At 64.4% G+C, this 21,062-nt stretch carries 17 protein-coding genes; 12 read left to right on the plus strand and 5 right to left on the minus strand.

Features of this window, described 5'->3' with window-relative positions; all coding sequences use genetic code 11:
* Positions 1 to 81: 81 nt before the first annotated feature.
* The 11 genes from cytX (at position 82) to H585_RS22975 (ending at position 12,804) form a co-directional block, all read left to right on the plus strand.
* Positions 82 to 1,323: a putative hydroxymethylpyrimidine transporter CytX gene (gene cytX / locus H585_RS0101085; protein WP_027366404.1), complete on the plus strand. Its 1,242-nt coding sequence runs from the start codon at positions 82 to 84 to the stop codon at positions 1,321 to 1,323.
* A gap of 133 nt (positions 1,324 to 1,456) precedes the next feature.
* On the plus strand, positions 1,457 to 2,278 hold the full coding sequence (gene thiM / locus H585_RS0101090; RefSeq protein WP_027366405.1) for a hydroxyethylthiazole kinase: 822 nt from the start codon (positions 1,457 to 1,459) through the stop codon (positions 2,276 to 2,278).
* Between the two features lie 226 nt (positions 2,279 to 2,504).
* A complete protein-coding gene (locus H585_RS0101095) occupies positions 2,505 to 3,086 on the plus strand; it encodes a hypothetical protein (RefSeq protein ID WP_244432448.1) in 582 nt (193 codons plus the stop codon).
* 187 nt (positions 3,087 to 3,273) lie between these two features.
* A complete protein-coding gene (locus H585_RS0101100; protein ID WP_027366407.1) occupies positions 3,274 to 4,950 on the plus strand; it encodes an ATP-binding protein in 1,677 nt (558 codons plus the stop codon).
* On the plus strand, positions 4,950 to 6,194 hold the full coding sequence (locus H585_RS0101105) for an App1 family protein (RefSeq protein WP_027366408.1): 1,245 nt from the start codon (positions 4,950 to 4,952) through the stop codon (positions 6,192 to 6,194). The genes H585_RS0101100 and H585_RS0101105 overlap by 1 nt, the downstream gene beginning before the upstream one ends.
* Before the next feature lie 112 nt (positions 6,195 to 6,306).
* On the plus strand, positions 6,307 to 7,428 hold the full coding sequence (locus H585_RS0101110) for a YihY/virulence factor BrkB family protein (protein WP_027366409.1): 1,122 nt from the start codon (positions 6,307 to 6,309) through the stop codon (positions 7,426 to 7,428).
* Positions 7,429 to 7,710: 282 nt separating this feature from the next.
* Complete coding sequence (locus H585_RS0101115) at positions 7,711 to 9,261, plus strand: sigma-54-dependent Fis family transcriptional regulator (protein WP_005988576.1); 1,551 nt, start codon at positions 7,711 to 7,713, stop codon at positions 9,259 to 9,261.
* Between the two features lie 341 nt (positions 9,262 to 9,602).
* On the plus strand, positions 9,603 to 10,922 hold the full coding sequence (locus H585_RS0101120; RefSeq protein WP_027366410.1) for an AAA family ATPase: 1,320 nt from the start codon (positions 9,603 to 9,605) through the stop codon (positions 10,920 to 10,922).
* A 59-nt stretch (positions 10,923 to 10,981) separates the two neighbouring features.
* The gene (locus H585_RS0101125; RefSeq protein ID WP_138708156.1) at positions 10,982 to 11,287 is read left to right on the plus strand and encodes a hypothetical protein; all 306 of its coding nucleotides are present in this window, start codon (positions 10,982 to 10,984) and stop codon (positions 11,285 to 11,287) included.
* A 161-nt stretch (positions 11,288 to 11,448) separates the two neighbouring features.
* Positions 11,449 to 12,600 (plus strand): DegT/DnrJ/EryC1/StrS family aminotransferase, encoded by a 1,152-nt coding sequence (locus tag H585_RS0101130; RefSeq protein WP_027366412.1) that lies wholly within the window; start codon positions 11,449 to 11,451, stop codon positions 12,598 to 12,600.
* A 3-nt stretch (positions 12,601 to 12,603) separates the two neighbouring features.
* Positions 12,604 to 12,804, plus strand: coding sequence for a hypothetical protein (locus H585_RS22975; RefSeq protein WP_138708157.1), 201 nt, complete (start codon positions 12,604 to 12,606; stop codon positions 12,802 to 12,804).
* Positions 12,805 to 12,839: 35 nt separating this feature from the next.
* On the opposite strand, the gene H585_RS0101135 is transcribed toward H585_RS22975, so the two are convergent.
* The 5 genes from H585_RS0101135 to H585_RS0101155 all read right to left on the minus strand — a co-directional run bounded on the left by H585_RS0101135 (position 12,840) and on the right by H585_RS0101155 (position 19,651).
* A complete protein-coding gene (locus H585_RS0101135) occupies positions 12,840 to 13,853 on the minus strand; it encodes an AraC family transcriptional regulator (protein ID WP_027366413.1) in 1,014 nt (337 codons plus the stop codon).
* 39 nt (positions 13,854 to 13,892) lie between these two features.
* Positions 13,893 to 14,276 (minus strand): cupin domain-containing protein, encoded by a 384-nt coding sequence (locus H585_RS0101140; protein WP_027366414.1) that lies wholly within the window; start codon positions 14,274 to 14,276, stop codon positions 13,893 to 13,895.
* Between the two features lie 110 nt (positions 14,277 to 14,386).
* A complete protein-coding gene (otsB, locus tag H585_RS0101145) occupies positions 14,387 to 17,674 on the minus strand; it encodes a trehalose-phosphatase (protein ID WP_027366415.1) in 3,288 nt (1,095 codons plus the stop codon).
* On the minus strand, positions 17,671 to 18,438 hold the full coding sequence (locus H585_RS0101150) for an HAD family hydrolase (protein ID WP_034626872.1): 768 nt from the start codon (positions 18,436 to 18,438) through the stop codon (positions 17,671 to 17,673). Before H585_RS0101150 ends, otsB begins: the two co-directional genes overlap by 4 nt.
* A 91-nt stretch (positions 18,439 to 18,529) precedes the next feature.
* Complete coding sequence (locus H585_RS0101155; protein ID WP_027366417.1) at positions 18,530 to 19,651, minus strand: TOBE domain-containing protein; 1,122 nt, start codon at positions 19,649 to 19,651, stop codon at positions 18,530 to 18,532.
* 186 nt (positions 19,652 to 19,837) lie between these two features.
* On the opposite strand from H585_RS0101155, the gene H585_RS0101160 reads away from it, so the two are divergent.
* On the plus strand, positions 19,838 to 20,794 hold the full coding sequence (locus H585_RS0101160) for a sulfite exporter TauE/SafE family protein (protein ID WP_027366418.1): 957 nt from the start codon (positions 19,838 to 19,840) through the stop codon (positions 20,792 to 20,794).
* The last annotated feature ends 268 nt before the right edge of the window (positions 20,795 to 21,062 follow it).

Genomic DNA, 21,062 nt, shown 5'->3' on the forward strand with positions numbered 1-21,062 from the left:
CGCTCCTCCGCATTCCTCCATCCTTATCCGCCAGTCCATGCTGCCGTAACCTGCCGCCGAGCGCGGCAAGGAGAACGCATCATGGCAAACACCGTCGAAGGCAGATCGCCCGGCTATTCCGGCATCGGCCTGTTCCTGCTCTGGTTCGGCGCGGCCGTGTCCGTGGCCGAACTGCTCACGGGCGGCTACCTGGCCGACCTGGGCCTAGTCAAGGGCATGTGGGCCAACGTCGTCGGTCACCTTATCGGTACCGCGCTATTGGTCCTGGCCGGCCTCATGGGCTACCGCCAACGCCTGCCGGCCATCATGTCCTTCCGCCGATCCCTGGGCCGCCAGGGCTCCTGGCTCGTGTCGCTGCTCAACGTGCTGCAGCTCGTGGGCTGGACCGCCGTCATGGTCCAGCAGGGCGGCCAGGCCGTTGACGCCTTGCTGCGCCACCTGTGGGGCGTGGGCGACGTGGCCCTGGCTACCTGCGGGCTGGGCCTGCTGGTGGGCCTGTGGGCCGTGGCCGAAGCCTGGGGCGTGCGCATCCTGAACATGGTCGCCGTGGTCCTGCTGTTCGGCCTGACCCTGGTACTGGGCACGGTGGTCCTTGGTCAGCCCGTCGGGGCCGGCGCAGCGAAAGCCGAGGCGACTTTCGGGCTCGGGCTGGAACTGGCCGTGATCATGCCTCTGTCCTGGTTCCCACTCATCGCCGACTACACGAGCCGCGCCCGCTCGGCCACGGCCGCCTGGCTGGCACCGTTCCTCGGCTACTTCCTAGGCAGCACGGCCATGTACGCCATGGGTCTGTTCGGCGCGCTGGCCACGGGCTCGGCCGATCCCACGGGCATGCTGCTGGCCGCCGGCCTGGGCGTCACGGCCCTGCTGGTCATGTCCCTGTCCACCGTGACCACGACCTTCATGGACGTCTATTCGGCGGCCGTTTCCTGGCAGAACGTCTTCCCCAAGGCCTCGCGCCGCGTAGTCTCGGTGGCCGTCACCCTGATCGGCACACTGCTGGCGGTCGCGCTCTCCAGCGAGCTGTACATGGACTTCCTGTTCCTCATCGGCTCGGTCTTCGCGCCCCTGGCCGCCGTGGTGCTCACGGATTACTGGCTGCTGCGCGAGGACAGGCGCGAACAGTCTTGGGACCCCGCGGCCTGGGTCTCTCTCGCGGGCGGCTTCGCCTTCCACAGGCTGGCCGGAGGGCTTGACCTGCCCATGGGCGCGACTTTGGGTTGTATTTTGTTCACCGCCATACTGCACTTGATCGTGCGCAAGCTACTGGAGCCCGCTGCACGGCGGGCCATTACCGGCTCAACAGCGCACGCTGAAAGATGATGCACACACTTGGCGCTTCGCCAAGTAACTACGCGGGTCCAGGGTGTCGTTACGCCCTGGTGGGTGGGGTCTGGGGAGGGCAAAGCCCTTCCCAGCTCTTATGCCTTTCTCTTCAAGCATGAGGAATAGCAGCATGTTCGACGTTTCCACTGTCTGGGCCCACCTGTGCCGGGTCCGCGAAAAGAATCCCTTGGTGCTCAACGTGACCAATAACGTGGTCACCAACACTACGGCCAACGCCCTGCTGGCTCTTGGCGCGTCGCCGGCCATGACCCATGCGCCCGATGACGCCGGTGAACTAGCCTCCCTGGCCGATGCCGTGGTGCTCAACATCGGCACGCCAGCCTCCAGCTACATCGAGAGCATGTTCAAGGCCGGTCAGGCCGCCAACTCCAAGGGCATTCCCGTGGTCCTGGACCCGGTGGCCGCCGGCGCCACGGCCTACCGCCGCGAGGTGGTCGCCGAGCTTTTGAAGCGCGTGCGCCTGGCCGCCATCCGCGGCAACGCCTCGGAGATCCTGTATGTGGCCGGCGAGCAGGGCTCGTCCAAGGGCGCGGACAGCACCAACGCAAGCGAGGAGGCCCTGGATGCGGCGCGCGCCCTGGCGGAACGGCTCGGCGCGGTGGTCTGCGTGAGCGGCGCGCGCGACGTGATCACCGACGGACGTTCCGTATTGGCCGTGGACAACGGCCACCCCATGATGACCAAGGTCACGGGCCTGGGCTGTACGGCCACGGCCCTGGTGGGAGCCTTCGCGGCTTGCGCCGGCGGTGCGGACGACATGGGCGGCCGCCTGGCCGCCACGACGACGGCCATGGCTGTCATGGGTCTGGCCGGCGAGGTGGCGGCCCAGGATGCGCCCGGTCCCGGCACATTGCAGGTTCGCTTCCTGGACAGCCTGTACGCCATGGACGAGGAGCTGATCCGCTCTCGACTCAAGCTCGCCGCGCTGTAAGCCGTTCAGCCATCTGCAATGCAGGGATCGGCAGCCCGGAACAGGGCGGCTGATCCCTGTTTCTTTCTCGCACCGGAGCAGTAGGCGGTCCGGCAGTTTGCAACCCCGCCCGCACGCATCCCCTCGCTCTCTCATTATAAAACGTAAAAATCTCATTGCGCGCGACTGCACCAGGCGGCAGGATGCTGCATAGGGGAAAGTCTCATACTGGTTTGATATGGTGGACATGCCAAAGCTGTTGTTAGCTCTCGCCATATTCGCCGGTCTGCTTTTGCAGGCTGGACCAAGCTCAGGCCAGGATTGTGGCCTGCGGCTCGACGCCGGGATCGCCCGAGGCGGAGAGGAATTACGTATTCCCCTGGCGGCCGTGACCTTCCTCGATACGCCCGCGCCTGAACTTCGCGCACTGCCCGGATTGCCGCCCGGCTGGGCGCAGCACCCCGCCATAAACGCTTTGCCGCATCAGGACACATTGAGCATGTCGTTTGCGCAAACGTATCTTCCCTGCAACACGGGCATCACGTTTATGCCCTATGTCGGCGGCTGGGCCGCCCCTCTGGACTGGTACGCCGAAAGTGACAGCCTCGCGCCCGGTGATCAATCCGGGGCAAGGTTTGCCTGGAACTTCGGTGGCGGCATTGTCTGGTTTTTCCGCGATGTACTGGGCGTGGATTTTGGCCTGCGCTGGACCGAGAAGGACGTCAGGGTCAGCAGCGACGGTCTGCGCATTGGCGATATCCGCACACACGGCAAGCTTAACCTGCAAGAGCAGTCGGTGCATGTGAATGTCTCGATGCCCCTGCGCTAAAACTCGCTTCAGCCCATTAATCAGTACAACCGCCAGAATCGAGAGAGCCTCCCTGTCTTGCTTCGCGGACCGAAACCCGTAGTCGCCGCCAACTTTCGGAGCATGCTGCGACATGCGTGATTCCGGGCTCTGCCTATGCTAGACTGGCGTAGGTCCGTGGTCGCGGGATCACGAAAGAGGGTGCGCCATGCTACGCAATCTGTCCATCGCATCGAGAATCTTCCTGTTGCTGGCCTTGACCTGCACGTACGCTCTGGTTCTGGTGGCGGCGTTCACCTTCACGGCTAAGCGCATCGAGCGCGCCAGCGTTCAGGAGATGGGAGCGGCCATGCTCCGGGCACAGCAGGAGAAGGTCAAGGTGGCCACGCACTCCATGGCCGTGGCCCTGGGACACCTGCTGGATGACGTCGATAACCCGGCCCGGCGCGACGCCCTCGCGCGTGAGGCCGTCGGACCGTTGCGTTTCGAGCCGGACCGTTCCGGCTACTTCTTTGTCTTCGAGGGTACACGCAACGTGGCCTTGCCTGGGCAACCCAAGTACCAGGGCCAGGACATGCGCGACATACGCGACAAAGAGGGCGTCTTTCTGGTGCGCGAGTTGGAGGAGCGCGCACGCCAAGGCGGCGGTTTCGTTCGCTACCGTTTTCCCTTGCCCGGCGGACAGGAGGATGAGCCCAAGCTAGGCTACGCTGAAATCATCCCGGACACGGACCTGTGGATCGGCACAGGCGTCTACCTAGCGAATGTGGAACGTGAGAAGACCGCTCTGGTGCGTATAATCGACTCGCTTTTTGTGCGGCACATGACCGTGGCCCTGCTCGGCTTTGCCACGACCTTCTTGGCCATGGGCTTGGTGGCTCTGTCCGTGGCGCGCAGCATCGTACAGCCTATCTCACAGGTCACGCGCGCCGCCGTGCGCATCGCCAACGGTGAACTGGACGTGGTGCTGCCCGCCGCTGGCAAGGACGAGATCTCGAGCATGCAGGATGCCTTGAACCGCATGTCGCGCATTTTGAAGCACGACATCGAGATTATCCAGACACGCACGGATTTCGCCGAGGAACAGGCGCGCATCGCCCGCGACGCCTTGCGCGAGACCGAGGTGGCCAACCGCGAGGTGCTGCGCCAGATCACCGAACGCGTGGAGAGCCTGCGCAAGATCACCATGGCCGTGGCCCATCAATTGCGCAACCCCATGACCATCATCGGCGGCTTCGCCCGCGTGCTGTCGCGCAAGCCCGAACTGCAGGGCGAGTACCTGGAATATCTGGACGGTATACTGGAAGCCGCGAGCCGCATCGAGCGCATCACGGACGTGGTTTCCGACTACAGCTCCCTTCGCCTGGGCGCGCTGCATCCGACGCCGGTTACGGAATTGGTGGAGGAGGCTCGCGCCGCGAGCGAAGCAAAGACCGCGGCTCTGGCCCGCCGCGTATCCTGGAAGATCGACGTGCAACCCGTATGCATCCCCGTGGACAAGGAACTCATGACATGGGCCTTGACCGAGCTCCTGGATAATGCCGTGGAGTCCCTTCCGGGCGGAATGGGCGAGGTGCGCGTCGGAGCCAAGCGGGAAAATGGGGCCGTGGTTCTGGAGATCTCCGACACGGGCCGGGGCATCCCCGAGGCCGAAATGCCCTATATCCTGGACCCCTTTTACTCAACCAAGGCCGTGGCCGTGGGCATCGGCCTGCCCAAGACCGACAGGATCATCCACGAACACGGCGGAACCATGCGCATAACCAGCACCGTGGGCCAGGGCACCACAGTGACCATCCGTCTGCCCGTGGAGCACAGACGGTCGCAGGACCCGGCCTCCTGCAAGGACTCTCCCGTTTCCAAGAACGCTCTTGCGGAGGGCTGATGGAGCCTCGCGCCTTTGAAAACTCGACAACCAGCGCCCCGATCATGATCCTGCGCCGCTTCGCAATCCTCGCCTCCCGCTACCTGCTCCTGGTCCGCTGCGGCCTCAAGCGCCGGCTGGGCCTGCTTGGACCGCTGCAGATCCTGGCCTATCGCACCTACGGCAACAGCCGCGAACTGCTCGTGCGCGGCCGGGTGGTGGAGCGCAAGGACGTGCGGCCGTCCCGTGAAACCGACGGCATGTGGCGGAACCTGTGCAATGCCTGGCGCGGCATGTCGCGCCTGCCCGTGCCCGGCGCGCGTGTCGCGGCCGAATTCCAGGGCTGCCGCAGAGAAACCGTGGCCAACGATCGCGGCTTCTTCGAGTTGCGCCTGCGGCCGTCCGCGCCCCTGGAACCGCTGCTCTGGCAGATCGTACCCCTGGAATTGCTGGAACCCCGCCCCAACCCTTGGCCAGTGGAGGCCCTGGCCCAGGTGCTGACCCTGCCGGGCAATGCCAGACACGTGGTCATCAGCGACATCGACGACACGGTGGTACCCACGCATGCCACCAGCGCCCTGCGCATGCTGCGCTCGCTTTTCCTGCACAACGCCCGCACGCGCCTGCCCTTTCCCGGTCTGGCGGCCTTCTACCGCGCCTTGCACCTGGATCGTGAAGGGCACCCGGCAAATCCAATGCTCTACGTCTCGCGCGGGCCATGGAGCCTGTACGATCTGCTGGCCGAATTCTTCGGTCTGCACGGCATTCCCGTAGGGCCGGTGCTCTTCCTGCGCGATTGGGGCCTGTCCGAGGAGGGGCTGACCAAGCCCTCGCCCACGGGACACAAGTTCAAGCTCATCACGGCAATGCTGGAGCTGTACGACGATCTGCCCTTCATCCTTATGGGCGACAGCGGCCAGCTGGACCCCGAGATATACGCCGAAATCGTGGAGCGCCATCCGGGCAGGGTGCACGCCGTATACATCCGCCTGGCCCGCCCCGATCAAGTCCGCGAGCAAGGCGTTCTCCGGCTGGCCGAGGATCTGCGCCAATCCGGCAGCGAACTGGTGCTGGCCCGCGACACCATGGAAATGGCCGTGCACGCCGCCGAACGCGGCTGGATCGAGGCTTGGCGGCTGGCCGATATCGCTGGCGAGAAAGCCGCCGCCGAAGAGCCGCCGGGGCTCCTGGACGGCATGCACGCCGGGCACGGCAGGAAAACGGCGGGCAAGGACGAACCGCCCGACCGAGGCCGTGTGGAGTAGATATGGAACACGAACGCGGCCGTGTTATATATTGAGCTTGAATTTCCCATTTCCACGAGCCTTACCTCATTGCCTATGCTGATTCGGGGAGGAGGCCGCAAGGAGGCCTCACATGGCGGAACCCGTACGCAAGGGCCCAGGCAAGGTCCAGGGCCGGAACGAATCGCAGCAGTCCGACCGGCGCGTGAGCATGTTTCCCGACCGGCGCGACCCTTCGCGTCTCGACCGACGCGTGCCCGGCCTCAAAAGCAAACGGGAAGCCGCGGAGAAGCGGCAAGCCGAGCGCGAGGAGCCGGGCAGAGGCCGCGAAGCCGCCAGGCCCGGCGAGATCCCCAAGCCGGGCTGGCGGGATATCCTCAAGCGCACCTGGGCCGAGCAGTCCAAGGACAACCTCTCGCTGGTCGCGGCAGGCGTGGCCTTTTACGCCATGCTGGCCTTGTTTCCGGCCATCGCGGCGCTCATCTCCATTTACGGTCTGCTGGCCGACCCGGCCCAATTACAGAGCCAGATCGGCGAGATCAGCGGAGTGCTGCCCGCCGACGCCAGGTCCATCATCCAGAGCCAATTGTCCAAGGTCGTTTCCGGCGCGGGCGGCGCCCTGAGCCTGGGCGCGGCCGTGGGCCTTCTGCTGGCGCTATGGAGCGCGTCCAAGGGGATGAAAGGGCTCATCCAAGCCCTGAACATCTCCTACGGCGAGGAGGAAAGCCGAGGTTTCCTCAAGCTCAACGCCATTTCCCTGTTGCTCACCGTAAGCGGGCTGGTCTTCTTCATCCTGGCCCTGACCGCCGTGGTGGCCATGCCCGCCCTGCTCGACAACCTTGGGCTGCCTGAAGCAGTCATGTGGACCGTGTCCATCGCCCGCTGGCCGCTGTTGGCTCTTGCCGGCATGCTGGCTCTGGCCGTGCTTTACCGCTATGCCCCTGACCGCGACGAACCGCGCTGGCGTTGGGTGAGCTGGGGCTCGGCCGGAGCCACCATGGCCTGGATCGCGGCTTCGCTGCTTTTCTCCTTGTACGTAAGCCAATTCGGCAACTACAACGAAACCTACGGCACCCTGGGCGCGGTGGTCATCCTGCTCACGTGGCTGTTTCTCACGGCCTACGTGGTGCTGTTGGGCGCGGAGCTCAACGCCGAGATGGAGCGGCAGACCCGCAAGGACACCACCAAGGGCAAGCCGACCTCCATGGGCAGGCGCGGAGCCCACGCGGCGGATACTATGGGCCCCAAGCCGTAGAGGCTTATCGAACAAGCAAGGTCGCCAGTTTGGCCCCTCCTCTGAGCTGGGCGTGATAGACTATTTTGTAAATTCTTCACAGTTACGACAATTTTGCTACATTAATTTTTATTTTTTTGTTAAATTTGGCGATTGCGCGCAATCGGACCAATTTAGAAAAATGGTCGAGCCAGCAAACTAAAAGGACTTATACCTTGCAGGGTTGATCGGCGATTTTCAGCGGCGGAGAGTTCCAGGCCAGGCTCCTGACCTCCAGGGTACGCTCCTTGCTAGCAAGCTGTTATGACATCCATAGGCGCCCTGGAACTCAAGGTTCTATTCGAGATAGCCAACATCATCGGCCACGCGCTGGACCTGGAGCGCACCCTGGAAGAGGTGCTGCGCATCCTCTCCGACTCCATGTCCATGAAGCGGGCCACCATCACGCTCTTGGACGATAACGGCCAACTGGTCATCCGCGCTTCCCACGGCCTGAGCGCCGAGGAAAAGCAGCGCGGCGTGTACCGTCTGAACGAGGGCATCACGGGCCGCATCTTCTCCACGGCCAAGCCGTTCGTGGTCCCAGACATTCACAAGGAGCCGCTCTTCCTGGACAAGACCCGCTCCAGGCAGCTGGAGAAGGACCGCATCTCCTTCCTGGGCGTGCCCATCCTTCTGCAGGACAAGCCCGTGGGCGTGCTCAACGTGGACCGCCTGTTCGGCGACGAGATATCCTTCGAGGAGGATGTGCGTTTCCTGACCATCGTGGCCACGCTCATCGGGCAATTCTACAGCCTTGTGAAACAGGTCCAAGCGCGCGAGGAGCGCCTCAAGCGCGAGAACGTGAACCTGCGCTCCAAGCTGTCCAAGAACTACCAACGCTTTTTCATCGTGGGCAAAAGCCCGTCCATGCTGCGCGTGCGCCAGATGATCGAGAAAGTCGCGCCCACCAGGGCCACGGTGCTCCTGTTGGGCGAATCAGGCACGGGCAAGACCTTGGCCGCCCAGTTCATCCACGAGCTGTCCGACCGGAATTCCTTTCCGTTCATAAAGGTCAACTGCGCGGCCATCCCCGAAAACCTGCTGGAGTCCGAGCTTTTCGGCCACGAGAAAGGCGCCTTCACGGGCGCGACGAACATCAAGCCCGGCCGCATCGAGGAGGCCGACAAGGGCTCCCTGTTCCTGGACGAAATCGGAGAGATCTCGCCGGGCATCCAGGCCAAGCTGCTGCGATTTCTACAGGAAAGGGAGTTCGAGCGCCTGGGCTCAACGCGCACGCGTAAGGTCGACGTGCGCATCATCGCCGCGACCAACCGCGACCTCACCGAAGCCGTGCGCGAGGGCGACTTCCGCGAAGACCTTTTCTACAGGCTCAACGTCTTTCCCATCCGCGTGCCGTCCCTGCGCGAGCGCGCCGACGACATTTCCGCGCTCATCAACCACTTCCTGGACAAGCTGGACCGCGAGTACGGCCGTCGCCTGACACTGCGCCCCAGGGCCCTGGAGGCCCTCCTGCGCTACGATTGGCCTGGCAATGTGCGCGAGATGGAGAACCTGCTGGAGCGACTGTCCATCATGGTCGAGGATACGCACGTGGACCTGGAGGACATTCCGCCCAACTTCTTCCTCGGCAGCGATATCGCCCAGCCTCGCAACGAGGAACAGTCCTCCTTGCAAGAGATCGAACGGCGCGAGGTAGTATCGGCCCTTGAGCGCCACAACTGGGTCCAGTCCCGTGCCGCCCGCGAGTTGGGCATCACCCTGCGTCAGATGGGCTATCGCATCAAGAAATTCGATCTGGAAAACCTGCTGCGCGAGCGTCGCGGCCAAGGCCGCATGTCCCTGCACCGCTAAAACCGCCTTCAGCTTGGCCTGACACGCACATCCGCTTCCCACGGCATGTAGCGAATCCCTCCTGAACCAATCGGCCTCGTCTCCGCGCATGCAGCGCCGACCTGATGCGTGCCTGTCCCCGGACATGCACCGTCTCTGCGGCTGCATGCGGCATGATTGAAACGCAGCTCAAGAATCCTTGTCCACATGCACGCCACTGTGCAATCTACTAAGCATGCTCCCTCCTGTCCTTGCCAGGGTGACTCAAGGTCAGGGCATCCGTGAGGGAGAGGGGATGGAAGAGGAGAGATTGGGGGCGGCGAAGCATCGGGGCATTGCTTTTCGAGAGGGGGCGGATCGTCATGTGGAGCGTGCTGGAGACGCGGGAAAGGCATCAGGGCGACGGCGCGGACTGCGCCTGCGAATGGTTCATGGGCAAGACGCACGGAAAGGTCATGGACTCCGTCTTGCGGAGTCTGCACGAGCGGGTCGGCTACATCTGTTTGACGGGCAAGCCGGGAGTAGGCAAGAGCACCCTGGCCCGCGCCCTGTCCGAGACATACGCCACCGAGGGGAGACGGGTCTTGCTGGTGGACGGCGCGAACCTGTCCTTCGGCCGCCTTGTGCGCGAGTTGACGCGCGCGGCGGGCATAGCCCCGGATTCCAGCCAATCCGCCAAACCGGCGGACACATTGCGCCTGCTGTACATGGCCGGCGAACTGGGCAGCGATGTGGCGCTCCTGGTGGACTCCGCCGAGCTGCTTGCCCCAAGCACCCTCAAGGCACTCGCGTACTTGGCCAATCCGTGGCAGCCGGGCCGAAGCGCCGTGCAGCTGCTGCTCCTGGGCCGGCCCGAGCTTCTCGACAAGCTCGACGAACCGGAGCTGAGCCCACTGGGCGGCCTCTGCCGTAGCGTCGTGCTGCGCCCCATGGAGCAGAGGGAAAGCGCGACCTATGTGCGCTGGAAGTATGGACGCCCGCCAAGCGGTACGGGCGAAGCCTTCACGTCCAGGGCTCGCCGCCGATTGGCCGAGCTGTCCGGAGGGGTGCCCAGGCTGCTGGACATGCTCGCCGAAGCGGTTCTGGCCACGGGCGAGGCCCGCGGCTGTTTTCCCGTCACCTGCGCCATGGTTCGCCAGGCCGTGGGCGACATGCCCAGCCATGCTCCGCTCCGCCTGCCCATGGGCAAGACCCTGACCACGGCCGCGACCTGCCTGTTGATCGTCTCGGCCCTGGCCTGGTGGACTCGCCAGTCCCTGGTCCACGGCCTGGAGCTCGTGGCCGGAGACCTGCTGGGCCAGGCCTCGGCCAGCGTACAGCGGTTCGAGGCCCCCTGGGCGGCCGGCGTGCCTTCACCGAGTTGGGCGGATATGGAAACCACGGCAGGGCCCTTTGCGGGTGTCGTCGTCCTGCGGCCTCCGGCCATCGGCGAGACATGCGAGGAGCTGGACAGACGCCTGCAAGAGGTGATCGTGGCGCCGGGCGATTCCCTGGTAAGCCTTTGCCGCAAGGTTTACGGCCGCGCGGATCGCACGGCTCTGGCGGCCGTACTGTCGGCCAATCCGGCGATCCTGGATCCGAACAGCATCGAGGTGGGACAGATCATCGTCTTTCCCCAGCAGACCCATGCCGAGGGAAGCGACACTGTCAGTGAGAACGCGCGGAGCGACGTGACCACGTGAGGAATCGGAGAGGGTGCGCCCCTCTCCGATTCCTCACGTCTCGACTCGGTGCTGTTCTCATGCTCCGCCTATTCGACTCGCGCCACATAAAGCATTTTGCATTTCAGACGCTCCCTTCGGCGTTGACGGCGGAACTACATTCCGCCTACGCCTGCGGGGCGGCAAGCCATGCCGACGCATGGCTTGCAGAGCATTTTCAAAAGCAAAATGCTCTAAAATACGTAGCCGTAAGTCTTGGAAAACCTCTGGAAAAGATTGATTTCTTTGCGGGCCATGGCCGCTACCTGCAAGGCTCCGCGACCACCGGCATACTCTTGCTCGTAAGCCGCCTGATCGCGCCCTGGGCCCTGCGCATGCTCTCTTGATCGCCTGTCGAAAGCATTTGCCTTCGAATGCCAAGCGGCGTATGCGAACTCCTTGCGCCTCTGCGCCAATCAACAAGAACCGACACCATCACCACGCGGGCCGGAACGATCCACAGCCCAACCTACCGATCCCCGCCCGCGCATCTTAAGGAGTCCTCCCCATGGCTATCCCATTTGTGGATATCAAGAGCCAACTCGCCCAGGTGGAACAGGAAATCCGCCAGGGCTTCGACCGCGTGTTCGCCCACTGCCAGTTCATCATGGGTCCGGAGATCAAGGAAGTCGAGGATCAGCTCGCCGCCTTCGCCGGCACCAAACACGCCATCACCTGCTCCTCGGGCACCGACGCCCTGCTCATGCCGCTCATGGCCATGGGCATCGGAGCAGGCGACGCGGTGCTGACCACGCCCTTCACCTTCTTCGCCACGCTGGAGTCCATCGCGCTGCTGGGCGCCACGCCCGTGGTGGTCGACGTGGACCCGCGCACCTTCAACATCGATCCGGCCAAGCTTGAGCTGGCCATCAAGGCCATCAAGGCGAAGGACCCGTCCATCCATCCGCTGCCGACCGGCTACGAAAACCTCACCCTCAAGGCCATCATGCCCGTGGACCTCTTCGGCCTGCCCGCTGACTACGACCGCATCATGGCCATCGCCGCCCGCGAGAAGCTGTACGTCATCGGCGACTCGGCCCAGGGCTTCGGCGGCGTGTACAAGGGCCGCCCGGTCAGCGCCATCCCGCACGTGACCGCCACGAGCTTCTTCCCGGCCAAGCCGCTGGGCGTGTACGGCGACGGCGGCGCGGTGTTCACGGATGACGACAACTTGGCCGATGTCATGCGCTCCATCCGCGTGCACGGCATGGGTCACGACCGCTACTACAACGTGCGCCTGGGCCTGAACGCCCGCTTCGACACCTTCCAGGCCGTGGTGCTCAAGGCCAAGCTGCGCATCTTCCCGGCCGAGCTCGACGCTCGCCAGGCCGTGGCCGAGCGCTACGACGCAGGCCTGGCCGGCAAGGTCACGACCCCGCTCATCCCGGACGGCTACCGCTCTTCCTGGGCCCAGTACTCCATCCTGACCGACAAGCGCGACGCTCTGCAGGCCGCGCTCAAGGCTCAGGATATTCCGAGCATGATCTACTACCCCATCCCCTGCCACCTGCAGCCCGTGTTCTCGAACCTGGGCTACAAGCAGGGCAGCATGCCCGTGAGCGAGGGGCTGTCCCAGACCATCCTCAGCCTGCCCATGCACCCGTACCTCACGCAGGACGACCAGAAGAAGATCATCGAGGTAGTGAAGAAGGCCGTGTAGGCCTTGAAGCACCACGATTCATTAGAGCAGATTGCTTTTAAGACGCCCGCTCCGGCGTTGACGGCGCAAGTGAATTGCGCCTACGCCTACGCGGCGGCAAGCCATGCCGACGCATGGCTTGCAGAGCATTTTCAAAAGCAAAATGCTCTGAGCCATTTCGCGAAAAAGCCCGGCCTAGGCCGGGCTTTTCCTTTTCTACAATGACAATGCCGCATGGCTGGCCCGCACGCACAGCGTAGTCATCCCCCACCAGCTTGATCCTCCTCACGTCCTCGGACTGCAAGGTATACAACCGGTTCTTGTTGCCGATCCTGATGGGCTGCATGGCCGTGCGGCAGGACTTGACCGTGAACGAGCGCGCGCAAGCGCGGATGCTCACTTCTTTCAACGCCTTGCTTATGCTCAGCAGTTTTTTCAGAGGATTTTTCATGCAGCCCAAGGGCTGCACGGTATCTCCCTGGAGAAAGGCCGTAGTATTTCCTGAAGGCGTTGGCGAAGTGGCTCTGGTCGAAGAAGCCGGTCGTGGCGGCGGCTTCGCTCTGCGGCACGCCCTGGTCGAGAAGCATCCTGGCTCGCTTGAGCCGGGCGCGGACGAGGTAGGCGTGCGGCGTGAGCCCGAAGCGACGGGCGAATCCCCGGACCAGGGCGGAGGGTGAGACCCGTGCGGCCTGGGCAAGCTCGTCGAGCGTCACGTCGCGGTCGCATTCGGTAAGGATGATCCTGCGCGCACGTTCCAGGCCGCCTGCGCCCGCATCGGGCTGGCGAGGGGGGTCGACACAAATTCCATGATTCGCAAGCATGACGAAAAGCGCCTGGAAATACTGGCTGAGCACGTAGAAGGACGCGCTTTCCTCCAGTTTTTCTACGAGCCTCACGAATGCCGAGCGGATGTCGGCATCCAAGGCGAGAGGCCGGGCAAAGCGAGTCTGCCCGGCCGGAGCCGAGCCTGCGTCGTCAAGGATGCGGTAAAGGGCTTCGGGCGGCAGGCAGAGCGCGCTGTAGCTTTCGCCATCGCCAGGCATTGTCGTCGAGGAATGCGGCTCGTCGGGATTGAGCAGAAACATGCCGCCAGTGGGGACGTTCACGCGCGTCCGCCGCACGGTCAGTTCGCGCGCGCCCGCCCGCACGAGGCCGATCAGCATGGACTCGTGGGCGTGGCGGGCCGCGATGGCCCTGCCGCGCTCGATCGACATGAGCACCGCCCCGTCCAGGGCTGGAATGGCTATGCGCTTCAGCGCCATGTGCTTTGACATGCCCCTTCCCGCAGAGTGGGCCGGATTGCCGGCGGATAATCAGAGCAAGGCAGGCACGAACGTCGCCAGAAGATGGAGATCGCCGCCCTGAGCGACGACCCTGTGCCTGGCTCCCTGCGGCATGACCGCGCACGATCCCGGCGCATAGTCGATCTCCCTGTCCGACAGAACGCAGAGGCCGGAGCCCTCGATCACCTGGTGCAGCTCCTGCTGCGTCGCGTGGGCGTGGTCGCCGATCTCATGACCATCGCGGACGCGCACAAGGTGTATGCTGAACCTTCCGTTCGTGTCCACGGCCTTGAGGAGATGCTTGAGCTGCACGCCCGGAAATGCGGCTGGCGTCCATTCGATGTCGGCGGTGCTGATTTCCCTGCCCTGGGACATGATCGAGCCGTTTTCAAGCAGAGCTGCGAATCCGTTCATGGCTATTTCCTCCTGTTGTGTAATGACAGGAAGAAATAGTCCGATCCCCGGCCATGGTCTTGGAAAAAACACGCGTCTGCCTGCACTAAGCGGAATCTGCGCAAAAGACTCTACCCGCCCACCAGCTTGATCCTCCTCACGTCCCCGGACTGCAAGGTATACACCCGATTCTTGTAGCCGATTCGGATGGGCTGCATGGCCGTGCGGCAGGCCGTGACCGTTAGCAGGTCCTCTGTGACCTCGATTTGCAGGGAGTGGCCGCGGAAGCGGATGCGCGTTTTCATGCGCTCCATGGGCTCGGGGATGCGCGGGTTGAACCAGAGCACGTCGCCGCGCATCTCCATGTCCGTGTAGCCGCGCTGGATGATGTCCACGGCCCCGGCCATGGCGCCCGCGTGGATGCCCTCGGGCGTGGTGCCGCCCTGGATGTCCTCCACGTCGCTCTTGAGCGCGTCGCAGAACAGGCTCCAGGACTTGCGGCGGTCCAGGCGGCTGAGCACGCGGGCGTGCACCACGAAGCTGAGCGTGGAGCCGTGGGAGGTCCGCGCCAGGTAGTACTCGATGGTGCGCGGGATCATGGCCGGGTCGAAGGGATAACCGAGCTGGCTGAACAGCCGCTCGATCTCCTCGCGCGAAAAGAGATACAAGACCATGAGCGCGTCGGCCTGCTTGGAGGCCTTGTAGCGGTTGGGCGTGTCGCCCTCGGCCTTAAGCACGCGGTCCAGGCGCTGGATGTCGCCGTACTTCTGTCGGTAGCCCTGCCAGTCGAACTCCTCCAGCCGGTCATAGTGCTCGAACTGGGCCGGGACCTGCCCCTCGGGCGTATCGAGGAAGACCAGGCGCATGCGCTCGGTGATGTGCTCCCAGTGCTGAAGCTCGTCCTTGTGCAGGTACACGCGTTCGCTCACCTCGCTGGCCACGTCCTCGGGCATGAGATCGAGCAGGCGCAGGGCCTCGTCCAGGGTCCACACGGCCATGAGATTGGTATAGAAGTTGTTGTCCAGGCCCGGCTCGTCACGCCAGGGATAGCCTTCGTGGTATTCGTCAGGACCCATGACGCCCTTGATCTCGTACCGCTCCATCTCCTGGTTCCATACGCAGACGGCGGCCCAGAAACGGGCGATCTCCAGCAGCATCTCCATGCCGTAAAAGGCCATGAACTCCAGGTCGCCCGTGACCTGGTAGTACTGGCTGATATTGAAGGCGATGGCCGCGTTGACGTGGCGCTGTAGTCTGGAGTTGTCCGGTCCCCACTGGCCCGACTTGGGGTTAAGGTGCAGGAGCTGGCTCTCCTCGCGGCCGCTGCTGCCGCTCTGCCAGGGGTACATGGCGCCGCTGTGGCCGGCGTCCTTGGCCATGGCCCGCGCCTCGCGCAGACGGCGGTAACGGTACATGAGCAGGCTGCGCGTGATTTCCGGGATACGGAAATTGAGCAGCGGGAAGATGAACAGCTCGTCCCAGAAGACGTGGCCGCGGTAGGCCTCGCCGTGCCAGCCGCGCGACGGCACGCCCGCATCGATGGCGCGCGTGTGCGGCGAGGAGGTCTGCAGCAGATGAAAGGTGTACAGATGCAAAATCATCTGGAACCTGTCACGATCATCCGCCTTGAGCTTGAAACGTATGTCGAAGTAGCTCCAGATCTGCTTCCAGATCAGGGCATGGTCGGCCAGCAGCGGCTCGAAATCGATCACACGGCCTATGGACTCGCGCACGGCCAAGCCGGCCTCGGCTATGGCCCGGTCACGCGAGGTGAACACGGTCATGGCCTTCTGGACATGCGTTGGCCGGTGCTGCTCCAGGCGCAACCTGAAGGTTTGGCCCACGAATCCGTTCTCGCCGACCATGCTGCACTCCAATCGCTCGGCCCCGCCGTCGCCATGAAAGGCCCTGGTGCGCAGGGCCATGGCCACTTCCAGCCGCGACTGCACGGTGCGCACCTTGATCCAGACCGTCTCGCGGTCCACGGAGCCTGTCTCCAGCACCTCCAGGTGCTTGCCGGCCAGCTCCCGGTAGCGCTCCACGCCGTTGTTGGTCACGCCGCCGTCCAGGGCCGAGCGGAATTCCAGCTCGCCGGACCAGTCCAGCGGAGTGAACGTGACGCACTGCGCGGCCACGTGCATGTAGCGCATGTGCACCAGGCGGCGCTCCTCGACCTTGGTGCGCCGGCCCTCGGCGTCGATCCAGGTGAAGGTGCGCACGCTCAGGCCGCTCTCCATGTCCAACAGCAAGCGGTAGCCGGATAGATCCTCGGGCTTGGGCGCGAACCACTCCCCGCCGGGTCGGCGGAAGGTCAGGTGCAGCCAGTTGGGCATGTTCACCAGATCCTCGTTGGTCAGGGCCTTGCTCCTGATCTCGCTTTCCAATCGGTCGTAGCCGCCGGCCAGATACGTTCCGGGGTAGTGCGTGCCGTCGTCGGAGGCCCAGAAGCAGGCACCGCGCGTGACGAAATAGCCGTTGCCCAGGGCCGTGAGAGCCTCGCGCAGACCTTCCTGGCCGGGCCGATAATCGTCGTAGACCAGACCCCACTCGCCATAGTCCCTGGCCCCGGCCTTGCTGCCGAGGGCTTCCGGCCCTTCGGGTTCGCGGATCTCGCGCAGCCGGTCCAATAGGCGACCCAGGAAGTGCTCAACCTCCGACGGATCCAACAGCAGGTAGTCCGCCTCGGTCCCCTCCGGGTTCTCGGCTACGAGGATGGGCACGCCGCGCCCCTTGATGGCCCGGAAGGCGTCTTCGTCCGTGGTGTCATCGCCGATGTACACGGGCAGCGCCTTGCCGTCGCCCAGGCCCAGGGATTCGAGAATGTGGTTCAGGGCCCGTCCCTTGTCCCAGTCCATGCGCGGCTTGATATCGTAGATCATCTTGCCGCCCGAGAAGCGCAGCTTGGGGTATTTGTTCTCGACTTCCTCCACGGCCTTGCGCAGGTGGTCCATGTCTTCGTCGGCCACATTGCGGAAGTGCACGGCCAGGGAGTAGTCCTTGCGCTCGACCTGTGCGCCGGGAATTCCGCCCAGGCGCTTGTCCAGCTCATCGGCGGCCTGCCGCACGTCGGGCAGAAATTCCTTGGCCGGCTCGTAATCCATCGGCCTGCCGTCGGGCGCGAGCATGCTGAAGCCATGGTCGCCGGCATAGGCCAACCCAGGCAGATCCATGTGCTTGCGTACGTCGGCCAGGGCCCGGCCGCTGATAACGCCCACGGTGGTTTCTTCCGAGATCTGCTTGACCGCCTTGCGCATGCACTTGGAAAGCACGGCCAGCTCGGGCTTGCTGACGATGGGCGTCAGCGTGCCGTCATAGTCCAGGAACAGGGCCAGCGCCCTGCCTTCGGAACGGGCGATGATCTCGTCCAGATGGTCCAGGGCCGAGGGCAAAACACGTGTTTTCGCGACGTCCCGATTCACGCCCGCACCTCCACATCGGCCAGGTCGGTCAGCACCACGTCCGCGCCGGAGCGGGCCAGCTCCGGGCCGTGGCCCACGCGATCCACGCCGACCACGAGACGGAAATGGCCCCGGTGCCCGGCCTCGACGCCCGACTCCGCATCCTCGAACACTGCCACCCGCTCCGGACGCGAGCCCAGGCGCTCGGCCGCCGCCACAAAGGTGTCCGGAGCCGGCTTGCCGGCCAGGCCGTCCCGCGCTGCCACGAGGCCGTCCACGCGCACGTCGAACAGATCTTCGATGCCCGCGGCTTCGAGCACGTCCTTGCAGTTCTTGCTCGACGTAACCACGGCGACGCCGAAGCCCTTGTCCCGCAGGCGGCGCACCAGGTCCACGGCGTGATCGAAGACACGCACCCCGCCCTCGCGCAGAAGTTGTCGGAAGATTTCATTCTTACGATTGCCCAGGCCGCAGACAGTCTCCTTGTCCGGACTGTCCTCGGGCGTGCCGTAAGGCAGCTCGATGCCGCGCGAGGCGAGGAACGCCGTCACTCCCTCGTAGCGCGGCTTGCCGTCCACATGGTGCTGATAGTCCTGGCTGCCGAATGGCTCCTGCTTGCGCCCTTCGCGCTGGGCCCATTCGCTCAGATAGTCGTCGAACATGCGCTTCCAGGCCAGGAAGTGCACTTCGGCGGTGCGGGTGATCACGCCGTCCAGGTCGAAGACAACGGCGTCGAAATTCTCGCGAGAGATGGCGGTCCTGTCGCGCCGGCTTGCTTGCGCCATGAGGGCCTCCCAGACTTGCGCCCGCCTTGCGGCTGCATTCGGGCCTTTGCCCGAGCCTACCAGATGGCGGATGTGATGGGAACCCGCCTCCTCAATCCACCTTGAGCACCACGGCGAAGGCGCTGAACAGGACCTGCACGGCGTCGCCGTTCGCCAGGGCCAGCCGCTCGGCGCTCTCGGTGGTGATGAGCGAAACCATGCGCGTGCCGTCCGTCAGACAGGCCGTGACTTCGCTGATCACACGGCCGGCGCGGATCTCTTCCACTCTGCCGGGCAGGCGGTTCTCGATGCTCGCGGGGTATGGCTCTCCGCTCTTGACCAGGGCCACTAGCGGAGCCTTGATCTCGGCGGTGACGGGCGTTCCCGGCCGCAGTCCCAGGTCCTCGATGCTGCGTGTGGTGACCACGGAAATGATACGCATACCACCCAGGGTGGCCATGTCCACTTCGGCCTGGATGTCGCCCAGGCGCACGGCCGCGATCTTGCCGAAGAAGGCATTGCGCGCGCTGGATGTGCGCCGGGCCTCGCGCTCCAGGGTGCGGGCCATGATGCGCCGCGTGTCATCCTCGCTGAACTCCACCAGCGAGGCCGTGAGGTCGGACGAGGACTGGCCGAGCGTGGCCTGCACGATGGTCAGGGGCACGTCGGCGCGCAGGAGTTCTATGGCCCGCGAGCGCCGCAGCACCGAGGGGTTCAGGGCCTCGTGCGGCAAACCGGCCTCCTCGGCCCGCTCGTACAGCTTGCGCCGGATGTGCGCCGGGTCCAGGCGCATGATCTCGCCTCGGAACGGGTCCAGGCCGGGGTCGGAGAGCGCATCGGCGATTTCCCGCACGGCCGGCTCGGGCAGGCGCACCTCCCGGCCGTTGCGGCCGCCCTCCTTGCCCAGGCGCGCCACGCCCGCTTCCAGGTCCAGGTCCCGGCGGTCGTCCAGTGCCAGCACCTCGCCCAGCTTGGCCCCGGTCCAGCGCAGCAGCAGGTAGGTCAGCAGCACGCGCAGGCGCGAAGCGCGCACGTCCCGGCGCGGGCTCTTGCCAGCCCAGTCGCGGAATGCCGCGCTCACGGTGGCGAGCTGCAGCGTGTCCAGGTGGCGCACCTCGCCTGGCACGGCCATGGCCGCGCCAGGGCGAGCCTTACCCGCCGGGCGTTCCTCGACGCGCTCGATGCTGTCCACCATGCGCTCAAGCGCTTCCGTTTCGATGGTTTTTGGGGGCATGCTATGCTGTTCCTCGGCTGAGTGTCCGGCTAGGCTGCCGTCGTCGCCCAAGGTACGGTTTTCCACAAGAAAACGAAAGGTTGTAACTTGGATTGCTTATTTAGTGACAAATAGCACAAGGCGAGCTATGCTTTAACTAACACGGAAACTGGAGAATTCGTGTCAGTACAAACCAAGGAGCCCGTCATGCACTTCCCGGTCGCAGGCATCGACGTTTCGCCCTGGGTGCCGCCGCTGACCGCCCTGGTCGTGTCCTTCTTCACCTCCATGGGCGGGGTGTCCGGCGCTTTCCTGCTCCTGCCGTTCCAGGTTTCCTTCCTCGGCTACACCGCGCCCTCGGTCAGCGCCACCAACCAGTTCTACAACGTGGTGGCCATCCCCAGCGGCGTGTACCGCTTCATCCGCGAGGGCCGCATGGTCTGGCCCCTGACCTGGATGGTCGTCATCGGCACCTTGCCGGGCGTGCTCATCGGCGCGATCGTGCGCGTGAAATACCTACCCGATCCCGGCGCTTTCAAGCTCTTCGCCGGCCTCGTGCTCCTGTACATAGGCTTTCGGCTCGTGCGCGATCTGACCAGGAAGAAGGCCACGGGCCAGGACAAGGCCTCGGCCGAGAAGCGCTTTCAGGAGCAGGTCAAGGCCTGGAGGCAGCGGGCCGCCCAGTCCGCGCAGTCAGGAAATCCGCTGCCCACGGTCCGCGTGCGCCGCTTCTCGCTCACGCGCATATGCTACGAGTTCTACAGTGAGGTGTACGATGTCTCGTCCATCGGCATCTTCAGCCTGAGCTTCATTGTGGGCATCATCGGCGGCGTGTACGGCATCGGAGGCGGAGCCATCATCGCGCCCTTCTTCGTGACCTTCTTCCATCTGCCCGTGTACACCGTGGCCGGCGCAGCGCTCATGGGCACCTTCGTGACCTCCGTGGCAGGCGTGGCCTTCTACCAGGCCATCGCGCCGCTCTATCCCAACGTATCCGTGGCTCCGGACTGGACCCTAGGTCTGCTCTTCGGCCTGGGAGGCATGGTCGGCATGTACCTGGGCGCGCGCATGCAGAAGCATGTGCCGGCCAAGGCCATCAAGTGGATGCTCGCCGCCGTCATCGTCTACACGGGCGGCAAGTACGTTGTCGGATTCCTGCTGTAGCCAACTTAGAGCATTTTGCTTTTGAAAATGCTCTGCAAGCCATGCGTCGGCATGGCTTGCCGCCGCGTAGGCGTAGGCGCAATTCACTTGCGCCGTCAACGCCGAAGGGAGCGTCTGAAATGCAAAATGCTTTAAGATGCCTCCGGCGGCCGGGGGAGTAAGCACTCCCCCCGGCCCCCCGCATTTTTTTAGCGGGTTCATGGTCGAAGCAACCCTGAACCCGCTAAATGATTGGGCAAGAGCATGAGCGTTGGAAACGCAGGGCCGG

Source organism: Desulfocurvibacter africanus subsp. africanus DSM 2603 (genome assembly GCF_000422545.1).
Lineage (GTDB): Bacteria > Desulfobacterota > Desulfovibrionia > Desulfovibrionales > Desulfovibrionaceae > Desulfocurvibacter > Desulfocurvibacter africanus.